16 protein-coding genes are annotated in these 19168 nt (G+C 68.2%); 10 read left to right on the top strand and 6 right to left on the bottom strand.

Annotated elements, in window-relative coordinates; translation table 11 throughout:
• Positions 1-79: 79 nt before the first annotated feature.
• Positions 80-946: an IclR family transcriptional regulator gene (locus WJ12_RS14655; RefSeq protein WP_034189176.1), complete on the bottom strand. Its 867-nt coding sequence runs from the start codon at positions 944-946 to the stop codon at positions 80-82.
• Positions 947-1076: 130 nt separating this feature from the next.
• Between WJ12_RS14655 and WJ12_RS14650 the strand changes: the two genes are divergently transcribed.
• The 6 genes from WJ12_RS14650 to rfaE2 all read left to right on the top strand — a co-directional run bounded on the left by WJ12_RS14650 (position 1077) and on the right by rfaE2 (position 7057).
• Positions 1077-2069 (top strand): fumarylacetoacetate hydrolase family protein, encoded by a 993-nt coding sequence (locus WJ12_RS14650; protein WP_034189177.1) that lies wholly within the window; start codon positions 1077-1079, stop codon positions 2067-2069.
• Between the two features lie 109 nt (positions 2070-2178).
• Positions 2179-3006 carry an enoyl-CoA hydratase/isomerase family protein gene (locus WJ12_RS14645; RefSeq protein WP_034189178.1) on the top strand — a complete coding sequence of 276 codons (828 nt, stop codon included), beginning with the start codon at positions 2179-2181 and terminating at the stop codon, positions 3004-3006.
• A gap of 81 nt (positions 3007-3087) precedes the next feature.
• A complete protein-coding gene (locus WJ12_RS14640; protein ID WP_034189179.1) occupies positions 3088-3825 on the top strand; it encodes a PhaM family polyhydroxyalkanoate granule multifunctional regulatory protein in 738 nt (245 codons plus the stop codon).
• A 24-nt stretch (positions 3826-3849) separates the two neighbouring features.
• Positions 3850-5076, top strand: coding sequence for a patatin-like phospholipase family protein (locus WJ12_RS14635; protein ID WP_034189180.1), 1227 nt, complete (start codon positions 3850-3852; stop codon positions 5074-5076).
• 466 nt (positions 5077-5542) lie between these two features.
• Positions 5543-6421 carry a ferritin family protein gene (locus WJ12_RS14630; protein ID WP_034189181.1) on the top strand — a complete coding sequence of 293 codons (879 nt, stop codon included), beginning with the start codon at positions 5543-5545 and terminating at the stop codon, positions 6419-6421.
• A gap of 150 nt (positions 6422-6571) precedes the next feature.
• Positions 6572-7057 carry a D-glycero-beta-D-manno-heptose 1-phosphate adenylyltransferase gene (gene rfaE2 / locus WJ12_RS14625; protein WP_006477674.1) on the top strand — a complete coding sequence of 162 codons (486 nt, stop codon included), beginning with the start codon at positions 6572-6574 and terminating at the stop codon, positions 7055-7057.
• Positions 7058-7073: 16 nt separating this feature from the next.
• Here the strand turns inward: rfaE2 and WJ12_RS14620 are convergent, their stop codons facing one another.
• From WJ12_RS14620 to WJ12_RS14610, 3 genes are all read right to left on the bottom strand, one after another.
• Positions 7074-7316 (bottom strand): hypothetical protein, encoded by a 243-nt coding sequence (locus tag WJ12_RS14620; protein WP_034189182.1) that lies wholly within the window; start codon positions 7314-7316, stop codon positions 7074-7076.
• A gap of 197 nt (positions 7317-7513) precedes the next feature.
• Positions 7514-8299, bottom strand: coding sequence for a type III pantothenate kinase (locus tag WJ12_RS14615; RefSeq protein WP_059558822.1), 786 nt, complete (start codon positions 8297-8299; stop codon positions 7514-7516).
• The gene (locus WJ12_RS14610; protein WP_034189184.1) at positions 8296-9213 is read right to left on the bottom strand and encodes a biotin--[acetyl-CoA-carboxylase] ligase; all 918 of its coding nucleotides are present in this window, start codon (positions 9211-9213) and stop codon (positions 8296-8298) included. The genes WJ12_RS14615 and WJ12_RS14610 overlap by 4 nt, the downstream gene beginning before the upstream one ends.
• Positions 9214-10258: 1045 nt before the next feature.
• On the opposite strand from WJ12_RS14610, the gene WJ12_RS14605 reads away from it, so the two are divergent.
• The 4 genes from WJ12_RS14605 (at position 10259) to WJ12_RS14590 (ending at position 15710) form a co-directional block, all read left to right on the top strand.
• Positions 10259-10849, top strand: coding sequence for a fimbrial protein (locus WJ12_RS14605; RefSeq protein WP_034189185.1), 591 nt, complete (start codon positions 10259-10261; stop codon positions 10847-10849).
• A 124-nt stretch (positions 10850-10973) separates the two neighbouring features.
• On the top strand, positions 10974-11714 hold the full coding sequence (locus tag WJ12_RS14600) for a fimbrial biogenesis chaperone (protein ID WP_059558818.1): 741 nt from the start codon (positions 10974-10976) through the stop codon (positions 11712-11714).
• A gap of 260 nt (positions 11715-11974) precedes the next feature.
• A complete protein-coding gene (locus WJ12_RS14595) occupies positions 11975-14545 on the top strand; it encodes a fimbria/pilus outer membrane usher protein (protein ID WP_404824220.1) in 2571 nt (856 codons plus the stop codon).
• A 37-nt stretch (positions 14546-14582) separates the two neighbouring features.
• Positions 14583-15710: a fimbrial protein gene (locus WJ12_RS14590; RefSeq protein ID WP_167361878.1), complete on the top strand. Its 1128-nt coding sequence runs from the start codon at positions 14583-14585 to the stop codon at positions 15708-15710.
• A 357-nt stretch (positions 15711-16067) separates the two neighbouring features.
• Here WJ12_RS14590 and WJ12_RS14585 read toward each other — a convergent pair whose 3' ends face one another.
• Both WJ12_RS14585 and WJ12_RS14580 read right to left on the bottom strand, forming a co-directional pair.
• Positions 16068-16913, bottom strand: coding sequence for a tetratricopeptide repeat protein (locus WJ12_RS14585; RefSeq protein ID WP_059558813.1), 846 nt, complete (start codon positions 16911-16913; stop codon positions 16068-16070).
• Positions 16914-16921: 8 nt separating this feature from the next.
• On the bottom strand, positions 16922-18991 hold the full coding sequence (locus WJ12_RS14580) for a bifunctional 2',3'-cyclic-nucleotide 2'-phosphodiesterase/3'-nucleotidase (RefSeq protein ID WP_059558810.1): 2070 nt from the start codon (positions 18989-18991) through the stop codon (positions 16922-16924).
• Between the last annotated feature and the right edge of the window lie 177 nt (positions 18992-19168).

The following is a 19168-nucleotide window of genomic DNA, read 5'->3' as shown; positions in this document are numbered from 1 at the left end:
GTCGGGCGCGCAAGCGCGCCACAGGAATCGGACCGTCGGATGCGCTGCGCGTTCGCGATGCGAGACGTGTACCGGTGCGTCAGGCGTCGCGTGCGTCGGGACTATAGCCGAGTTCGTAAGACAGTTTCCGCGCGCATGCGCGCAGCGCGGTGTCGATCTCGCCGCCCCACGCGATGTCGAACGAGCCTTCCTGGCCGAGCGCGACGAGCGCGAGCGCGAGTTCGCCGACCGCATCGAATACCGGCATGCAGAACGCGTGGATCGTCGGCAGCAGCATCCCTTCGACGCGCGCGGCTTCGTGCCGGCGCACGTCGGCGAGCACCGCGTCGACCTCGTCGAGCGTGCGCGGGCCGCCGTGGTGCGGCGAGCGGCGCGTATCGGCGAGTTCGCGCTCGAGCATCGCGGCGGTCTTGCCGCGCGGCAGGTACGCGGCGAACAGCAGGCCCGTCGCCGAGCCGAGCAGCGGCATCACGTCGCCGAGCTTCAGCGACGCCTTCGCCGGATGGCTCGATTCCATCCAATGCACGATCGTCGGCCCCTGGTTGCCCCACACCGCGATACCGACCGTCTGGTCGAGGCGGTCGCGGAATTCGGTCAGCGCGATCCGCGCGAGCTTCACGCCGTCGACGCGCGCGAGCCGCGCGAGCCCCATCTGCAGCGCGAAACCGCCCAGCTCGTAGCGGCCGGACACCGGGTCTTGCGACACGACGCCGAGCCGCGAGAAGCTGACGAGGTAGCGATGCGCCTTCGCGGGACTCATGCCCGCGCGCTGCGCGAGATCGCGCAGCATCATCGCGCGCGGCTCGCTCGTCAGCACGTCGAGCAGGCGGAAGCCGACCTCGATCGACTGGATGCCGGAACGGACTTTCTCGCCGTGCTCGCCGGAAGCGGCGTCATCGGTGTCGGAGTCGGCGAGATCGTCGTCGGGAAGCGGGCTGGCGGGCATGGGCAACGGGGGCGCGAAAATGCGGCAGGAATCGGGGCGGAAACGGCAGGCGCGATCGTCGCGCGCCGCATGGATTCACCATCGTAAAATAGATTCCCTCCATCGTCACTACAACGGCAGAGTCCCCCTTATGAAACTTGCTTCGCTGAAGGACGGCACGCGCGACGGCCAGCTGATCGTCGTGTCGCGCGACCTGCACACCGCGGCGATCGCCGACACGATCGCGCCGACGCTGCAGCGCGTCCTCGACGACTGGGCGTTCTACGCGCCGCAGCTGCGCGACCTGTACGACGCGCTGAACCACGGCCGCGCGCGCCATGCATTCGCGTTCGATCCGGCCAACTGCATGGCGCCGCTGCCGCGCGCGTTCCAGTGGGCCGACGGCTCCGCCTACGTGAACCACGTCGAGCTCGTGCGCCGCGCGCGCGGCGCGGAGATGCCGCCCGAATTCTGGACCGATCCGCTGATGTACCAGGGGGGCAGCGACGATTTCCTAGGCCCGCGCGACGACGTCGTGTGCCCGTCGGAGGAATGGGGCATCGATTTCGAGGCGGAAGTCGCGGTGATCACCGGCGACGTGCCGATGAGCGCATCGCCCGACGCCGCGTTGAAGGCCGTGCGCCTCGTCACGCTCGTGAACGACGTGTCGCTGCGCAACCTGATTCCGGCCGAGCTCGCGAAGGGTTTCGGCTTCTTCCAGAGCAAGCCGGCCACCGCGTTCGCGCCGGTCGCCGTGACGCCCGACGAGCTCGGCGACGAATGGCGCGAAGGCCGCGTGCACCGGCCGATGATCGTCCACTGGAACGGCAGGAAGGTCGGCCAGCCCGATGCGGGTACCGACATGGTGTTCCACTTCGGCCAGTTGATCGCGCACGCGGCGAAGACGCGCAACCTGCGTGCCGGCTCGATCGTCGGCTCGGGCACGGTGTCGAACAAGGACGCGAAGCGCGGCTACTGCTGCATCGCCGAGAAGCGCTGCCTGGAGACGATCGAGCACGGCGCGCCGCAGACCGAATTCATGCGCTACGGCGACACCGTGCGCATCGAGATGTTCGACACGGCCGGCAAGTCGATCTTCGGCGCGATCGAGCAGTCGGTCGCTCCGCCCGACGGCGCGGCGTAAGCCGCGTACCGCGACACCCGGCCCCGGTCCGCGCGCCGGGTTTCGCCCGATGTTTGCCCGCGCGGGCTTGGCTACACTCGATTCAAGAGCGTCGAACAAGGAGCGGCACATGGCCGATCTCGCCGCGTACGGCGGTTACGAAGCACTGAAGGTGACGCGCCGCGACCACGGCGTGCTCGACATCGTGATGAGCGGCGAGGGCGCGAACCGCAGCGGCCTCGCGACCGCGAACGCGCGCATGCATCGCGAGCTCGCCGACATCTGGCGCGACGTCGACCGCGATCCCGACACGCGCGTCGCGGTGATCCGCGGCGAAGGCAAGGGCTTTTCGGCGGGCGGCGATCTCGCGCTCGTCGAGGACATGGCCAACGACTTCGACGTGCGCGCCCGCGTGTGGCGCGAGGCGCGCGACCTCGTCTACAACGTGATCAACTGCAGCAAGCCGATCGTGTCGGCGATGCATGGCCCGGCCGTCGGCGCGGGGCTCGTCGCCGGGCTGCTCGCCGACATCTCGATCGCCGCGCGGGATGCGCGCATCATCGACGGCCATACGCGGCTCGGCGTCGCGGCCGGCGACCACGCGGCGATCGTGTGGCCGCTGCTGTGCGGGATGGCGAAGGCGAAGTACTACCTGCTGCTGTGCGAGCCCGTGAGCGGCGCGGAGGCCGAGCGGATCGGGCTGGTCTCGCTCGCGGTCGAGCCGGCCGACCTGCTGCCGAAGGCGTACGAAGTGGCCGAGCGGCTCGCGCAGGGTTCGCAGTCGGCGATCCGCTGGACCAAGTACGCGCTGAACAACTGGCTGCGCTCGGCCGGGCCGACCTTCGATACGTCGCTCGCGCTCGAGTTCATGGGCTTCTCGGGGCCCGACGTGCAGGAGGGCATCCGCTCGCTGCGCGAGCGGCGCCCGCCCGCGTTCCCCGGCGACGCGCCGTTCTGACGCGCGCGCTATGATCGATTCACGCGCGGCCGCGCGACGCATGGCGGCCGCCTCGCTTCCCCAGTCAAACAGGATGCCCGTATGACGACCGATGCCTCCGACGCCAACCCTTTCGCCGGCTTTGCCGGCTTCAAGCCCGCCGACATGATGGACCGCATGTGGGACATGATGCGGATGTCGCCGTTCGGCGGCATGGCGCCGTTTCCCGGCGCGGCGACAGGGCTGCCGCCGTCGCTGTCGAGCATGTCCGACATGATGGCGCCGCTCACGAGCGTCGAGGAACTCGACAAGCGGATCACCGATCTGCGCGCGGTCGAGCAGTGGCTGAAGCTCAACCTCGGGATGCTGCAGTCCGCGATCCAGGCGCTCGAGGTGCAGCGTGCGACGCTCGCGACGCTGCGTGCGTTCGGCGCGTTCGCGCAAAGCTCGATGTCGGCGGCCGAGGACGCGGCCGTTGCCGCCGCGCAGGCGGCGAAGGCCGCACCGTCCGGCGACGCGGCGCCGGCGCCGGATGCCGCCGATGCGCCCGCCGGCGACGCCGGGCAGGCGTTCGACCCGGCCGGCTGGTGGAACCTGCTGCAGTCGCAGTTCAACCAGCTCGCGAGCCTCGCGATGGCGCAGCCGGGCATGCAGCCCGCCGCGCCCGGCGACGCGCCGCCGGATGCGGCCGCCGCGCCGGAACCGGTCGCGAAGCCGGCGCCGGCGGCCGCCGCGCCGCGCAAGCCCGCCGCGAAGCGCGCAAAGCCGTCCGGCTCCGCCGCGGCGCGCGCCGCCGCCGCTTCGTCGCCCGAAACGCGTCCGCCGAAGCGCTCGACGTGACGCGGCGCCGGTAGCAGGTCGATCATGCGGCTCGCGCTCGTTCTGATGGGGGGCGGCGCGCGTGCCGCCTACCAGGTCGGCGTGCTGAAGGCACTGGCCGAGATCGCGCGCGAAGCCGATCCGCAGCGGCACACGCTGCCGTTCGCGGTGGTGTGCGGCTCGTCGGCCGGCGCGATCAACGCGACGTCGCTCGCGAGCCACGCGGACGATTTCTCTCACGGCGTGCGGCGCCTGCTCGAGTTCTGGGAGCCGCTGCGCGCCGATTACGTGTATCGCAGCGACTGGCTCGGCATCGCGGCCGCCGGCGCGCGCTGGCTCGCGACCATGACGTTCGGCTGGGCGGCCCGCCGCTCGCCGCGCGGGTTGCTCGACAACACGCCGCTCGCACACCTGCTGCAGCGCGAGCTGAGCTTCCACCGGATCGAGCAGATGCTCGAGGCGCGGCTGCTGCATGCGCTTTCGATCACCGCGCTCAGCTATTCGAGCGGCCGGCACCTGACGTTCTACCAGGCGGCGCAGCCGATCCAGGCATGGCGGCGCGCACAGCGCACCGCGCGACTCGTCGACCTGTCGGCGTCGCACCTGCTCGCGTCGTCGGCCATCCCGTTCGTGTTTCCGGCCGTGCCGCTCGTGCTCGACGGGCAGATCGAATACTTCGGCGACGGGTCGATCCGGCAGATCGCGCCGCTGTCGCCGGCCATCCACTTCGGTGCGGACCGGATCGTCGTCATCGGCGCGGCCGACCCGCGCCCCGAAATCCCGGCCGCGAACGGCGCCGGGCTGGTGCGCGGCTACCCGACGCTCGCGCAGATCGGCCAGCAGGTACTCGCGAGCGTGTTCCTCGACTCGATCGGTTCGGACATCGAACGCATCGAGCACATCAACCGGATGATCGAGCACCTGCCGCACCAGGTCGAGGTCGACAGCGGCTGGCGGCACGTGGACGTGCTCGCGATCGCGCCGTCCGAGCGCATCGAGCTGATCGCCGCGAAGCATCTGAAGCAGATGCCGGCGACGATGCGCGGGCTGCTCGGCGCGATCGGCGGCAGCCAGCCGGCCGGCGCGTCGTTCGCGAGCTACCTGCTGTTCGAGGAGGCATTCACGCGCGAGCTGATCGAGCTCGGCTACGTCGACGGGCGCGCGCAGCGCGACACGCTTGCCGGCTGGATCGCGCAGGCGGACGGCAGCGGCGCGACGGCGGCCGGCACGCCGCCGGAAGGCGGCCACGCGGCCGGCAAAATACGGGTCTGACACGCGCAGGGGAATGTAAGGTTGCGTTTTCGCGACGGTTGCCCGCGACCGATCGCCGCACCGCGGTGGGCGGCGCGCGACCGGGCAAGCGTCTCGGAACCGTCATGCACGCGTGATATCATGGCCGCCGCCGTATACACCATATCGAGCAGCCCGCCGATCCGGCATCCGCACGGGACCCTCCGGGGAACCCGCCTGGGGCAGGGGACGGGCGCGCCAACGAGCCGGCCAGCGCCGGCCCCCAACGCAGGCAAGCGTGGCCGGCTCCGTCCGAACGGAGCGCGGCTGCGGCATGCCCAACGGCGGCGACGCGGCCGCACGGCTGCCGGACGAGGAATCAACGTCCGGCGGGTCGGTTTCCCGCGTAAAATTTGAGTCTTGGCTGCAAAAAGCGCGCGTGGCGCGCCGGCGCGGCAACAGTCACGTTTAGAGAAGTCGCATTGCGCAGAACAGGGGTGGGACCATCATGAACACGATGCTTTATCCGGAACTTTACAGGTCGCTCGAAGCCGTCCGCTGGGACATGGAGAAGGACATTCCGTGGGACAAGTTCGACGCTTCGCTGCTCACCGACGAGCAGGCGAAGACGATCAAGATGAACGCGATCACCGAATGGTCGGCGCTGCCCGCGACCGAAATGTTCCTGCGCGACAACCAGCACGACAGCGATTTTTCCGCGTTCATGAGCGTGTGGTTCTTCGAGGAGCAGAAGCATTCGCTCGTGCTGATGGAGTACCTGCGCCGCTTCAAGCCGGACATGGTGCCGACCGAAGAGGAACTGCACGCGGTGCGCTTCCAGTTCGACCCGGCGCCGCCGCTCGAGACGCTGATGCTGCACTTCTGCGGCGAGATCCGCCTGAACCACTGGTACCGCTGCGCGGCCGACTGGCACACCGAGCCCGTCATCAAGCAGATCTACGAAACGATCTCGCGCGATGAAGCGCGTCATGGCGGCGCCTACCTGCGCTACATGAAGAAGGCGCTGAACAACTGCGGCGACGTCGCACGCGCCGCGTTCGCGAAGATCGGCGTGCTGATGGCGTCGGCGCGCCGCACCGAGAAGCCGCTGCATCCGACCAACCTGCACGTGAATCAGGCGCTGTTCCCGCGCGACACCGTGCAGTCGCGCCTGCCCGATCCGGAATGGCTCGAGCGCTGGCTCGACGAGCAGATCCGTTTCGACGGCGAGTGGGAAAAGAAGGTCGTCGAGCGGATCCTGCACAACCTGTCGATCCTGTTCGAGCGTACGTTCGCGACCGCGCAGGAGCTGAACCGCTATCGCAAGGAAGTCACCGGCCGCCTGCAGGCCGAAAGCGGCCCGTCGTCGGCCGCGCAGCCGGCCTGAGGCCGGCAGGTGCCGCCGCCGGCGTGATGCGCGCCGGCCGCACGGCGCCGTCGCGTATTCGTTGCATGAAGCCCGCCTGGCCAGCCCGGCGGGCTTTTTAACTGGCGCCGCCGTTGCGCGGGCCATCGTTCATTCCGTCCGATCTCCACCATGTCCGCTACCTTCGAACGCAAGCTGATCACCCGCGATGCCCTCGTCGCACTGCGCGCGTCGCTGCCGTCGCCCGTCGTGTTCACCAACGGCGTCTTCGACATCCTGCATCGCGGCCACGTCACGTATCTCGCCGACGCGAAAGCGCTCGGCGCGTGCCTGATCGTCGGCGTGAACAGCGATGCGTCGGTGCGCATGCTCGGCAAGGGCGACGACCGGCCGATCAATCGCGAAGAAGACCGCGCGGCACTGCTCGCGGCGCTGGAAAGCGTCGACTGGGTCGTGACGTTCGGGGAAAAGACGCCGGTGTCGCTGATCGAGGCCGTCCGTCCGGACATCCTCGTGAAGGGCGGCGACTACGACATGGATGCGTTGCCGGAATCGGCGCTCGTGCGCGGCTGGGGCGGCCGTGCGCTGGCGATTCCGTTCGAGCACGACCGCTCGACCACCGCGCTGCTGAAGAAGGTGCGCGCGCAGCAGCCCTGAGCGCGGACCGGCGCCGTCAGGGCGCGGACGCGGCGAGCGGTGCGGTCGTGACCGCCGGCGGCGCGATCGGGCCGCCGATGACGGGCTGGTCGGTCGCCTGCGCGAGCGGCGTCACGCGCAGCGCGTCGGGCCGCACCTGCCGCGACAGCACGCCGGGTTCGCGCGGGCCGGCCGCCGGCAGCGGCCCGAACACGCCGCGTGCCACCACGAACGCGAGCATGTTGGCGAGAAAGAGAACAGCGATCAGCCAGCGCAGCATCGTCGAAACTCCTTGTCGTCATCGACGTGGTTCACGTCATTCAGTCGAGCCGGCCGCATGGCCGGCTTTTTCATGGTTCGCGCCGATCGATTGCGCGGGCGGTTGCAGCCGCGCCGCGCGCCCCGCATCGTCGGTGTGACGCGGGTCCGTCCGGACCCGCGCCGTCACGTACCGGCGCGCTGCCGGCACCTGTTCCGTCAATCCTGCGCGGCCTCGGCCGCGATCAGCGCGAGCCCGGACAGGATCAATGCATCGTGCCGCGTATGCGGGACCGTCAGCGCGCGCGCGACCTCGTCCGCCGCACCGCCGGCCAGTACGAGCCGCACGGGCGCCTGCCAGGCTTCGGCCAGGTCGCGCCACGCGCGTTCGATCAGCCCGGCCTGCGCATACAGGCACCCGGCCGACAGCGAGCGCGGCGTATCGACCTGGAACGGCTCGGCCTGCGCACCGGCGAGCAGCCCGCTCGCGATATCGGTGGTCAGCGTCGGCAACTGCGCGGTGTGCGTGCCGAGCGCGCGCATCATCAGCGCCCAGCCCGGCGCGATCAGCCCGCCCGTGAAGCGGCCGTCCGCGCGCAGCGCCTCGAGCGTCGTCGCGGTGCCGAACGTCGCGATCAGCAGATGCTCGCCGGGAAACGCCGCGTGCGCGCCGATCAGGCCGGCCCAGCGGTCGCTGCCGAGCTGTTCGGGTGTCGTATAGCCGTTCGTCACGCCGCATTGCACGGGCCGCGCGCGGATCGTCGTGCGCGGCAGGCCCGGCCAGCGCCCGTCGAGCAGCGCGTCGATCCGCGCGGCGACGTCGGTGCCGGCGACGTTCGAGATCCACGCGCCGTGCGGCCGCGCCAGGCGCGACCAGTCGGGATCGGCGCCGCCGTCGCGCGTGTGGCCGAACGCGCCCGTATCGACGAGCGTGCGCCGCGTGTCGGCGAGCGCCCACTTGATCCGGCTGTTGCCGGCGTCGATCAGCAGGTGCGGCTCGCTCATTGCGCTTCGCGCAGCGATACGTCGCCGGCCGCGATCGTCTGCACGCCGTCCGGCGTGTCGAGCAGCAGTTGCCCGGTCGAGTCGATGCCCGTCGCGATGCCGCGCGCACGTTCGACACCCTGCTCGAGCAGCACGACTTCGCGGCCCGCATACGCGTGCAGCGCGTGCCAGCGCGGCAGGAACGGCGCGAGGCCGTCGGTGCCGAACTGCGCGAGCGCGGGCGTGAGTGCGTTCAGCGACGCGGCGAGCGTATCGGTGAGGTTGGCCGACGCGCATGCGATCGACAGCGCGGCGGGCGGCAGCCCGCTCGCGAGCGTCGCTTCGCGCGCGCGCAGCGCATCGACCTGCGCGGCGACGGCTTCCGCGCCGCGCACGTTGATGCCGAAGCCGATCACGACGGCGGTGGCGTCGGCGGTGGTCCAGACGGTTTCGATCAGGATCCCGGCGAGCTTGCCGACGATGTGCGGCGCGCCGTCGTCGGTCATCAGCAGCAGGTCGTTCGGCCATTTGAGCGCGACGCGCGCGCGCGCGTCGAGCGGCAGCGTGGCCAGCCCTTCGGCGAGCGCGACGCCGATCGCGATGCTGAGGCCGCCGAGCGCGTCGACGGGGCGCGGCACGATGCAGCCGACCGAGCACAGCAGCGCATTGCCGGGCTGCGCGAACCACGGGCGGCCCTGCCGGCCGCGGCCGGCCGTCTGCTCGAACGCGACGCGCACGAGCGGCGCGGGCAGGGCCTGGGCGTTGCGCGGCAGCGCCTTGAGCCGCGCCGCGACGTCGGCGTTGGTCGAGCCGGTGGCGGCGACGATGTCGAGCGGCCACGCGCGCGGCGCGGCGTCCAGATGGGCCTCGAGCCGGTTGCGCGCGATGTGCGCGTCGCCGGATTCGGGCGTGTCGGAGGAGGTGGGGGCGTTCATGGCGCCTATTGTAGCGACAGGGGGCGGGGGTGCGTCGGGAAGCGGGGAGACGGGGATGCGCCCCTTGCGGTGCCGGGGCCGGGGCGTCGCTGAATGCTCGACGCCATCGCGTGGCGTTGTCGGCCAATGAGGCGTTGCGCCGCGCGCAACGGACGATCGTTATTCGGGGTTTCGAATTTTCCTGATTGATTCCCGATTTGCGGTCACGCGTTTGGGGAGCTGCGCGATTTTCGCCAATTCGAGATGAAAGAGGACCGCGGATGAGTCGCCGGGCCGCGAGATTGCTCCACCATTTCTCAGGTCCGATATCACGGGTTGCGGCGAGCGTCGCGTCACTGCCTTCCCATGAATTCGAGGATTTCCGCTCCAACTCTCCGCATTGGCCCTGGCAGCGTATCCGATTCCCGGCGCATCCGTTTCATAAACGGGATGCGAACGCCCGGCGAGGACATACGTCACGTTCGGAACGAATGTGCCATGTCAGGCCGCGGTGCCCCGATCTGTCGGACAGTCGTTGTACAGCGCATGTGTGGTCGATGTCTTCAGCGCACGCGTGCCGATCAGTGTGCCCGGTACCAATGCGTCGCGCGACGCGGAGATGCCGGCCGGGGCGATCGGCGCTGCCGCCGCGACTCGGACGTATCCGCAAGCTAGGGCTTCTGCGCGCGATACGCCGGACAGAAGAAGCCGACGAAAAGCATCCTCGCCAACAGCAGGCTTCGGGTGGTCGTTCGCACTCGCGATACCGCAAAAGCATCGAAGAAATCTGACTCGTCCCCAACCTGCACTCCGGTCACAACGGGTCGCGTCTTCCGCGTCGATGACCGGCTTGGCTCGCGGGTCCGCTCATATGGGACATCAAACTAAAAACCTCAATATCGTACTTGTCCTATTTGAAAAGCAAATCAAATCGGTCGCGTCCAATTCGATAAATTGTCCGAAATTTCGATAATGGTCTTCGAATCGCGCTTCGTCATTTTTAGACACGAGCACCGAATGATGCATGCACGTTTCAAATCATCAACCATCGTTTGAGATCAATACCATGAAACTCGCAACCAGCACCAAGATCGTTTCGACCCTTCTGGCCGTGGCAGGCCTCGGCCTGGCATCGGCGGCCCACGCGGCGGACGGCACCATTACGTTCACCGGCAACGTTACCGCGGCGACCTGCAAGATCGACGGTACGGCCGCGGGCGCGACGTCGAACAAGTCGGTCGCCATGCCGACGGTCAGCTCGGGCTCGCTGAACGCCGCGGGCGCGGTCGCCGGCCGCACGGCCTTCGGCTTCAAGCTGACGGGCTGCGCGGTGGATAGCGACAATTCGAAGGGCAACCCGACGAAGGTCCAGGTCATGTTTGAAAACGCAACGAACGTGACGGCCGACGGCAAGCTGTCGCTCGACAAGGGCACGATCGAAGCGCCCGAGGCGAAGAACGTCGTCCTGCAGGTCCTGAACGACCAGCAAGCCCCGATCAAGGTCGGCGCGAACTCGCTGGACCAGAACTCGCAAGTCGTCTCGATCGGCGAGGACGGTACCGCCCAGCTGAACTTCTTCGCCGAATACCTGGCGACGGGCGCGGCGACCGGCGGTTCGGCCAATTCGAAGGTCCAGTACTCGCTCATCTACCAGTAAGTCTCGCGCTTGCTCCGGCCCGCTCGTTCGACGGGCCCGGGGCGGTGTGCCGATGCATGCCGCCCCGCGGGCCATCCCCTTGCCGCCCGTCGACATCAACGACCAGCACCCTTCGAGAGTTCACATGAACGTCATCAGAAAATCGCTCCAAACCGTCGCTCTGGCCACCGTTCTGATTGCTTCGCAAGCCTGCGCGAGCGTCGTGATCTCCGCGACGCGCGTCGTTTTTCCGAGCAACGAGCGCGAGATGACGATCAAGCTGACGAACGATGGTCCGGGGCCGGCGCTGATCCAGGCCTGGATCGACAAAGGTGACGCGCATGCGTCGCCGGAAGCCGTCGACGTGCCGTTCACGCTGACGCCGGCGATGTTCCGCATGGAGCCGAACAAGGGGCAAACCTTGCGGCTGCTGTATGCGAACGAGCCGCTGCCTGCCGACAAGGAATCGCTGTTCTGGCTCAACGTGCTGGAAATCCCCCCGAAGATCGCGAACGCCGAGCGCAACCAGCTTCAGGTCGCGTTCCGGACGCGCATCAAGATCATGTTCCGCCCGCAGAACCTGCCCGGCAGCGCGCAGAACGCGCCGGCGCAGGTCCGCTGGCAAGTCGCGCGCGGCACCGGCGGTCATTTCGTGCTCAACGCGACCAACCCGACGCCCTACGTCGTCAACCTGGGCAGCGTGCAGCTTCAATCGAGCGGCCATCAATACGATGCGGGCGCGGGCTACGTCCTGCCGGGCGGCACCCAGGCCTTCCCGGTCCCGGACCTCAAGGCGCCGCCCGCGGCCGATGCGCGTGTCCGGTTCGGCAGCATCAACGACTGGGGCGCCTCGGCCAACCACGAGATGCCCGTTTCGATGCAATGACGCCGAGCCGGCTGCTCGCCGGCAGGGCTGCCTGACACAGCGCCTACTCGTGTAACGCGTCGTGCGTGATTGCGCAGGCGCGCGCCGCTTCATGGCCTTTTTGCCTCTCCCGGAGCGCCCTTGCCATCCGCGCCCATCGGGCGCCCATGTCCCGGCCCGTGTTTTCGATTTCAATCCGACGCAAATAGGAGTCCTCAGGAATGACATCGTCGATCCGACATCTTCGTCCGGATGAGACCCGATTGCCGCGGCTCAAGCCGATGTCCGTGCTGATGCTGTCCGCCCTTGCCGTCTGGTCGATCGACAGCCGCGCAAACACCGACACCGCGGTGCCCGCTGCCCGGGAAGCGTTACAGGTCGCGCAGATCGACGTCGCGCAGGCCCAGTTCGACCCCGACTTCCTGAGCAACGGCGCAGGCCAGGCAGTCGACATCACGCGCTTTGCGCGCGGCAACGTCACCGCGCCGGGTACCTACACCGTCGATCTCGTCGTCGGCGAGGACTGGGTCGGTCGATACGACATCGAATTCAAGGCCGCGCCCGGCACGCCGGACGCGCAGCCTTGCTTCGACGAGAAAACGCTGCGCCGTATCGGCATCGATTTCACGAAACTTCCCGCGCAAACCGTCAAGGCCGTCACGATCGACGGAGAATGCCGGCGTATCGGCCAGCTCGTGCCCGAGGCAAGCGCGTCGTTCGACTTCAGCGAGCAGCGCCTGACGCTCAGCATCCCGCAGGCGTCACTGGTACGCCGTGCGCGAGGCTATGTGAGCCCCGACCAGTGGGACGACGGCGTGCCTGTCGGCATGCTCGATTACAACCTGAACGTCTACAGTTCGAAGGTCAAGGGCAGCCGTGCGGACACGCAGGGTTATCTCGGGCTGAACAGCGGCGTCAATATCGGCAACTGGCACTTCCGCCACAATGGTTCGTACTCGTGGTCCGAGCGCGGCGGCAGCCGCTATCAGAACGTGTCGACCTACGTGCAGCGCGATCTGCCCGCGCTGTCGTCGCAACTCGTACTCGGCGAAACGTTCACGTCCGGCGAGCTGTTCGACTCGGCCCAGTTTCGCGGCGTACGGCTGTCGACCGACGACCGGATGCTGCCCGACTCGATGCGCGGCTACGCGCCCGTCGTACGCGGCGTCGCGAACAGCAACGCGAAGGTGACGATCCGCCAGAACGGCGTGACGCTGTACGAGACGACCGTCTCGGCCGGTCCGTTCGAGATCAACGACCTGTACCCGACCGGTTATGGCGGCGACTTGCGCGTGTCCGTCACCGAGGCGGACGGTTCCGTCCATACGTTCTCCGTCCCTTATGCGGCGGTTCCGCTGTCGCTGCGACCCGGTATCCAGCGCTACAGCTTCGTCGCGGGCGCGCTGCGCAACCAGCAGGGCACGAGCAACCCGCTGTTCGCGCAAGCCACCTATCAGCGCGGCCTGACGAACCTGCTGACCGGATACGGTGGCGTGACGGTTGCGGCCGGTTATACGGCGGCGATGCTGGGTGGCGCCTTCACTACGCGGGTCGGCGCGCTCGGTCTCGACTTCACGCAGGCCGTCACGTCGGTTCCCGGCGTGAAACGCTTCAGCGGCTCGAGCCTGCGGATCAGCTATTCGAAGTCCGTCGCATCGACTGGCACCGACGTATCGATCGCCGCATACCGCTACTCGACGAACGGTTATTTCAACCTCAACGACGCGATGAGCGCCCGCGACTCGGTCCGCAACGGCTATTCGGTCGACACCGTCTGGCGGCAGCGCAATCGCGCATCGCTGATGGTCAGCCAGCGCCTCGGCAAATCGGGCGGGCAATTGAGCCTGACCGCGTCGGCCGCCAGTTACTGGAACCGCTCGGGCTCGGACATCGACTACTCGGTCGGTTACAACAATTCGTTCCGGAATATCTCGTACAGCCTGTCCGCCACGCGCCAGCGCAATGTCGGCGGCAACATGAGCACGCTGTACTACGCCAGCGCGACGATTCCGTTCGGCAAGTCCGGCTCGACGATGCTGACCAGCAACCTGTCGCACGACACGCAAGGCCGCACGCAACTGCAATCGATGCTGTCCGGCTCGCTCGGCGTCGACAACGCGTTGTCGTACAGCGTCGCCGCGAACCACACGAACGGCCAGGGCAGCGCGAGCACCGACGGCAGCGGCAACGTCACATATCGCGCACGCTTCGCCGAGTTCAACGTCAGTGCCGGCGGCAGTTCGAACTACCGGCAGGGTTCGGTCGGCATTCGCGGCGCGGCGGTCGCGCACGGCGGCGGCATCACGCTGTCGCAACCGCTGTCGGAAACGTTCGCCATCGTCGAGGCCAAGGGCGCGGAGGGTGCACGGCTCACGAGCGCGTCGGGCGCGCGGGTCGACCACCGCGGTTACGCGATCGTGCCTTACCTCACGCCGTACAACATGAACACGGTCGAACTCGACCCGAAAGGCATCTCGATGGATGTCGAACTGAAGGAAACGAGTCAGCAGGTCGCGCCGCGCGCCGGCGCCGTGCCGCTGCTCAGGTTCGACACCGATACCGGGCGCGCCGCCGTGATCCAGGCGCGCCGGGCGGACGGCACGCCGCTGCCGTTCGGTGCGGCCGTGACCGACGATACCGGCAAGAGCCTCGGCGTCGTCGGCCAGGCCAGCAAGATCTTCGTGCGCGGCCTGAAGGACCAGGGCGAACTCACGGTGAAGTGGGGAGACGACGCCCGCTCGATCTGCCGCATCGAATACATGTTGCCGGTCAAGCAAGGCAACAACAAGCCGGCTTCCTTCGAGCCGATCAAGGGCGTATGCGGCGCGAAGACGCATGCCGCGGCGCTTTGATTCGCGGGTTACGCCCCCGCACCCTTCTGGAATCGATATGAAACGAGTACCGTTTGCATCGCCTCTCGCGTCGGCCCCCCTTCTGTTGCCGCGTGCAACATTCAATTTCCACGCGCCGGCGCCGCGTTTCATCAAGGCATTCGCTTTCTCGCTGCTCGCGATGCTTGCTCATCCCGCGTTTGCCGCCTGCCAGGCGAACTCGATGATCGTCACGCTTCCGAGTCCTCTCACGTTCAGTGGGCCGGCCGATGCGAACCCGCTCGGCGCGCAGATCGGCGGCTGGAGCGGTCAGGTCACGGACAAGCGGGCGTTCGACATCGCCAACTGTCCCGGCTGGACTGCCAATGCGGTTCCGCAGGATGCGCCGATCAACGGCCTCACGCATCAGTCCGACGGCGAGTCCTATCCGGTTTACCCGACGGGCATTCCCGGGGTCGGCTATGTCATCGGCATCAAGGATCCCAATGCGAGCAACTGGATCAGCGTCGCGCCGCCGCAAACGCAGACCTATCCGGCGCCTGGCACGACGACCGGTGGCGGACAAACGTCGTTGGGATTCACCACGCAGATCAAACTCATTGCGACAGGCCCGGTGCCGTCCGGCACGCATTTTTTCGCACCGCGAGTCGTGGCGAAAATGATCGCGCTGGACGGCAACAAGAAGCCCGTCGCCACACCGCTTTCGCTGACCCTCGGCGCGTTCACAGTCGAAGCCAAGAGCCGCGGATGCAAGGTCGTGCAGGGCGGGAACCAAGCGATCACGCTGCCGACCGTTGCCACCTATGCCTTCAAGGGCGTCGGCTCCACGGTGGGCGCGTCGAACCGGTTCACCATCGGCATTGCATGCGATCAGGACGTCGCGGTCTACGCGACCATGACGGACGTGAGCAATCCGTCCAATACCGGCAATACGCTCAGTCTCGGCCCGGACTCTTCCGCCGCGGGTGTTGGCTTGCGGTTGTACAAGCGCGACGAGACGCAGCCCATCATGTATGGTCCGGATTCGTCGCGGAAGGGCAACGTCAACCAGTGGCTGGTCGGCAATACCGCGTCCGGCGCTCAGATATTCACGATTCCGTTCGAGGTGAAGTACGTGCAGACGGACGCCAAGATCAGCCCCGGCAGCGTGAAGGCCAAGAGCAGCATCACGTTTTCCTATCAGTAAATCGGAACGCGCGGTACGTCGATGCCATGGTTAGTCATGGTGGACGCCTGTTGCCCGGGCGCCGCCCGCCGCAGCGAGTGGTGGCGGGCTCGCCTGCTATGACGTTGCGCTCTTCGGCAAGATCACCTGGCGCCAATGCGAGGGAAATGGACCCGGGGGAAGGGAGATCATGGATTCAACGAGGTGCCTTGGTGAGCGCGCTCGTGGCTGCGCACTGGCTCGCGACGCCATCGATCAGGCCGATATAGGCGGCATTGGTGCTTCGGCAAGAGACCGGCTGGCACCATCGGGCATCGATGGGTAACGTGCCAAGTAACGGAAAGCGACGGAGCTGATGCGTCGCTTTCCGGGTTTTCGTCACGGCGCGACAACCGGATGCTTCAGCGCATGCGCGGTCTCGATCCACTGCGCGTGGAATTCATCCGCATTGGGCTTGAGCCCCAGCTCGCCGTTGCGATAGGCCATCGCGAGCGTCTGCACGGCCTCCGGCAGCTCGTGCTCGGCGGCGCGGCGATAGAGCGCCAGCGCGCGCGCGTCGTCGCGCGGCACGCCGCTGCCGTCGCGGTACGCGTTCGCGAGCATGAAATCCGCGGCCGGGATGTCCGCGCGCGACGCGATCTCGAACCAGTGCGCGGCCTGCACCGGATCGGCGGCGATGCCGTAGCCGCTGCGATAGATCAGCCCGAGGTAATACGCGGCGGCCGGGTCGCCCTGTCCGGCCGCCGCGCCGAGCAGCGCGCGGGCGCGTGCGTAGTCTTTCGGGATGTCGCTGCTGCCGAGCAGCAGCGCCTTGCCGAGCGCGAGCTGCGCGCGCCTCGCGGCCGGCGCGTCGGCCTTGCCGTCGGCCGTCGCGGCCGTTTCCAGCCAGCCGCGCCCCTCGTCGCGCAGCCCCGGTTCGCGCGCGTCGACGAGCGCGATGCCGAGCGCCGCCTGCGCGGCGCCCGAGCCGCGGCGCGCGAGCGTGCGCAATTGCGCCAGCGCGTGCGGCTCGGTGGCCTGCGTGACCATCGCCTGCCACTCGTCGAGCTGCGCGGCGCTCGGCGCGGGGCCGTTGCCGCGCAGGCCGGTCGCCGCGACGACGGCCGCGACGGTCACGGCCGCCGCCGCGAGCAGGGCGGCCGGCGGGAGTTTCGCGCGCAGCACGCGCCGCGCGGCGGCGGCGACGCCGGTTTCGGCAGGCCGCATCGTCCGGATCGGTTGCATCGGATGTCTCATTGCGTGAGGTCGATCTCGTAGGTCGCGAGGTTCTTGCCCGAGCCGTCGTCGGCCGCGACCTGCGTGATGCCGGTCAGGCCGGCCGCCGCTGCGTCGCCCAGGCGGTTCGGTGCGGACGCGAACTGCACGTGCGCGACCGAGCTCGCGAGCTTCGTGAAGCGCCAGCTGCGCTGCGCGCCGTCGGCCGCACGCGTGATCGCGGCGCGTTTCTTGATGAACGCGATCAGCACGTCGCGGTTCGCGTCGGGCGACGCGAAGATCGTCTTGCTGCCGTCGAGGCCCGGGAAGTTGCCGCCGCCGCTCGCGCGGTAGTTGTTGGTCGCGACGATGAACTGCGCGTTCGGATCGATCGGCGCGCCCTTGTACGTCAGGTTCTTGATGCGGCTGCCGACGGCCTGCGTGACGTCGATTTCATACGCGAGGTCGGCCGACGTGAACATGTCGAAGTTGTAGCCGGGGAAGGTGCTGACGAGCGGCTGCACGGTCGCCTTGGTCGGGTCGATCCGGTTGAAGCGCTTCGCGGCCGTCTCAAGCCAGTTCTTCACGTCGGCGCCGCTCACCTTCACCGCGTACACGGTGTTCGGATACAGGTACAGGTCGGCCGCGTTGTTGATCGCGAGCGCGCCCGGCGCGACATCGGTGTAGTCGGTGCCGCCGCCGAAGCCGCTCTTGAACGGCGCGCTGACCGACAGCACCGGCAGCGACGCGTACTGCGGCAGGTTCGCCTGCACGTAGGTCTTCACGTAGTCGGCCTGCGCCTCGTTGACGATCTGGATCGCGCCCGGATCGCCGACATCCGCGAAGTACGAGTTCATCCGGTAGTCGGTCGAGCCGATCGGCGTCTTCACGTAGTCGATCGTCGCCTGGTGCTCGGCGGCGATCGCGGCGGACACCGACGGATCGGGCGCGACGTAGCTCTTGTCGGCATTCTGGATCGACCGCGCCTCGACGGTCGTCTGCGACGGGTCGACGCTCCATGTCTTGCCGTCGAACTTCAGGCCGAGCTTGATCACGCCGAGGTGCTTGCCCCAGTAGTTGGCCATCACGGTCGGCACGCCGTTGACGGTGCCCTTGACCTTGTCGACGCCCGGCAGGTTGAACTGCGACACGGTGCTGTTCGCGTCCGGGAACACCTGGTGCGAGTGGCCGATCAGCATCGCGTCGATGCCCGTCACCTTCGACAGCCACCAGCTGCCGTTTTCCATCGTCGGCGAGTACGCGGAATTGTCGAGGCCGCCGTGCGAGATCGCGACGACGAGATCGGCGCCCTTCGCGCGCATTTCCGGAATGTACTTCTCGGCGGCTTCCTTCAGGCCGGTCGTGTAGACCTTGCCGTCGAGCCAGCGCTTGTCCCAGTTCATGATCGCGGGCGGCGTGAAGCCGATGATGCCGATCTTCACGGGCGCGCTGACCGTCCTGCCGTCCGGCGTCGTGGCCATCACCGTCCGCGTCAGGATCGTGTACGGCGTGAACAGCGGCGCGTTGGTCTTCGCGCTGATCACGTTCGCGAGCACCTGCGGGAAGGTCGGGCCCGCGCACTTCTTCTGCTGGGCCGGCGCGGGCAGGCCGTCGACCTCGAACGTGTTGCCGGTCACCTGCGACAGGTACGGCAGCCCGTAGTTGAACTCGTGGTTGCCGATTCCGCCGCCGTCGAATTTGGCGGCGTTCATCACCTTGTAGATCGCGAGCGTCTGGTCGCAGCCGATCGGCTTCACGAGCGCCTGGTAGTCCGACAGCGCGGTGCCCTGGATCGTGTCGCCGTTGTCGAGCAGCAGCGTGTTCGGGTACTGCTTGCGCGCCTGCGCGATCAGCGTCGACACGCGCTCGAAACCGAGCGAATTGTCGGCGGCGAGCTTGAAATAGTCGTATGACAGCACGTTGGTGTGCAGGTCGGTCGTCTCGAGCAGCGCGAGCGTGGCCGTCGTGCCGACGGGCGTCTGGGCCTGCGGCTGTGACGGTTGCGTGGCGGTGACGTCGTCGCCGCCGCAGCCGGCGAGGGCGAAGGCGAGGCTGGCGAGCGCGGCGGCGGCCGGTACGTGGCGGCGGGAAAACGGGGGGAAGCGCATCGGTTGTCCTGTTCGGTGTTCTGTTTTATGAAACGCGAGGGATGCAGCGAATGGCGGCGCGGCGCGCCGACGGCCTGATGTGCGGCGCGAGAGAGTATCGAAAGGAAACGTGACGGAAGAATGAAAGGTCACGACGCCGGCAGCGGTCAACCGCCAACCGGCGGCCGGCATCGGGCC

It is taken from the genome of Burkholderia seminalis, from assembly GCF_001718535.1.
Taxonomy (GTDB): Bacteria; Pseudomonadota; Gammaproteobacteria; order Burkholderiales; family Burkholderiaceae; genus Burkholderia; species Burkholderia seminalis.
This window is presented reverse-complemented; position numbering and strand designations above follow the sequence as displayed.

Coding starts and splice junctions, on each gene's coding strand:
- WJ12_RS14655 (WP_034189176.1), bottom strand. CDS start 946: ATGCCCGCCAGCCCGCTTCCCGACGACGATCTCGCCGACTCCGACACC.
- WJ12_RS14650 (WP_034189177.1), top strand. CDS start 1,077: ATGAAACTTGCTTCGCTGAAGGACGGCACGCGCGACGGCCAGCTGATC.
- WJ12_RS14645 (WP_034189178.1), top strand. CDS start 2,179: ATGGCCGATCTCGCCGCGTACGGCGGTTACGAAGCACTGAAGGTGACG.
- WJ12_RS14640 (WP_034189179.1), top strand. CDS start 3,088: ATGACGACCGATGCCTCCGACGCCAACCCTTTCGCCGGCTTTGCCGGC.
- WJ12_RS14635 (WP_034189180.1), top strand. CDS start 3,850: ATGCGGCTCGCGCTCGTTCTGATGGGGGGCGGCGCGCGTGCCGCCTAC.
- WJ12_RS14630 (WP_034189181.1), top strand. CDS start 5,543: ATGAACACGATGCTTTATCCGGAACTTTACAGGTCGCTCGAAGCCGTC.
- rfaE2 (WP_006477674.1), top strand. CDS start 6,572: ATGTCCGCTACCTTCGAACGCAAGCTGATCACCCGCGATGCCCTCGTC.
- WJ12_RS14620 (WP_034189182.1), bottom strand. CDS start 7,316: ATGCTGCGCTGGCTGATCGCTGTTCTCTTTCTCGCCAACATGCTCGCG.
- WJ12_RS14615 (WP_059558822.1), bottom strand. CDS start 8,299: ATGAGCGAGCCGCACCTGCTGATCGACGCCGGCAACAGCCGGATCAAG.
- WJ12_RS14610 (WP_034189184.1), bottom strand. CDS start 9,213: ATGAACGCCCCCACCTCCTCCGACACGCCCGAATCCGGCGACGCGCAC.
- WJ12_RS14605 (WP_034189185.1), top strand. CDS start 10,259: ATGAAACTCGCAACCAGCACCAAGATCGTTTCGACCCTTCTGGCCGTG.
- WJ12_RS14600 (WP_059558818.1), top strand. CDS start 10,974: ATGAACGTCATCAGAAAATCGCTCCAAACCGTCGCTCTGGCCACCGTT.
- WJ12_RS14595 (WP_404824220.1), top strand. CDS start 11,975: ATGTCCGTGCTGATGCTGTCCGCCCTTGCCGTCTGGTCGATCGACAGC.
- WJ12_RS14590 (WP_167361878.1), top strand. CDS start 14,583: ATGAAACGAGTACCGTTTGCATCGCCTCTCGCGTCGGCCCCCCTTCTG.
- WJ12_RS14585 (WP_059558813.1), bottom strand. CDS start 16,913: ATGCAACCGATCCGGACGATGCGGCCTGCCGAAACCGGCGTCGCCGCC.
- WJ12_RS14580 (WP_059558810.1), bottom strand. CDS start 18,991: ATGCGCTTCCCCCCGTTTTCCCGCCGCCACGTACCGGCCGCCGCCGCG.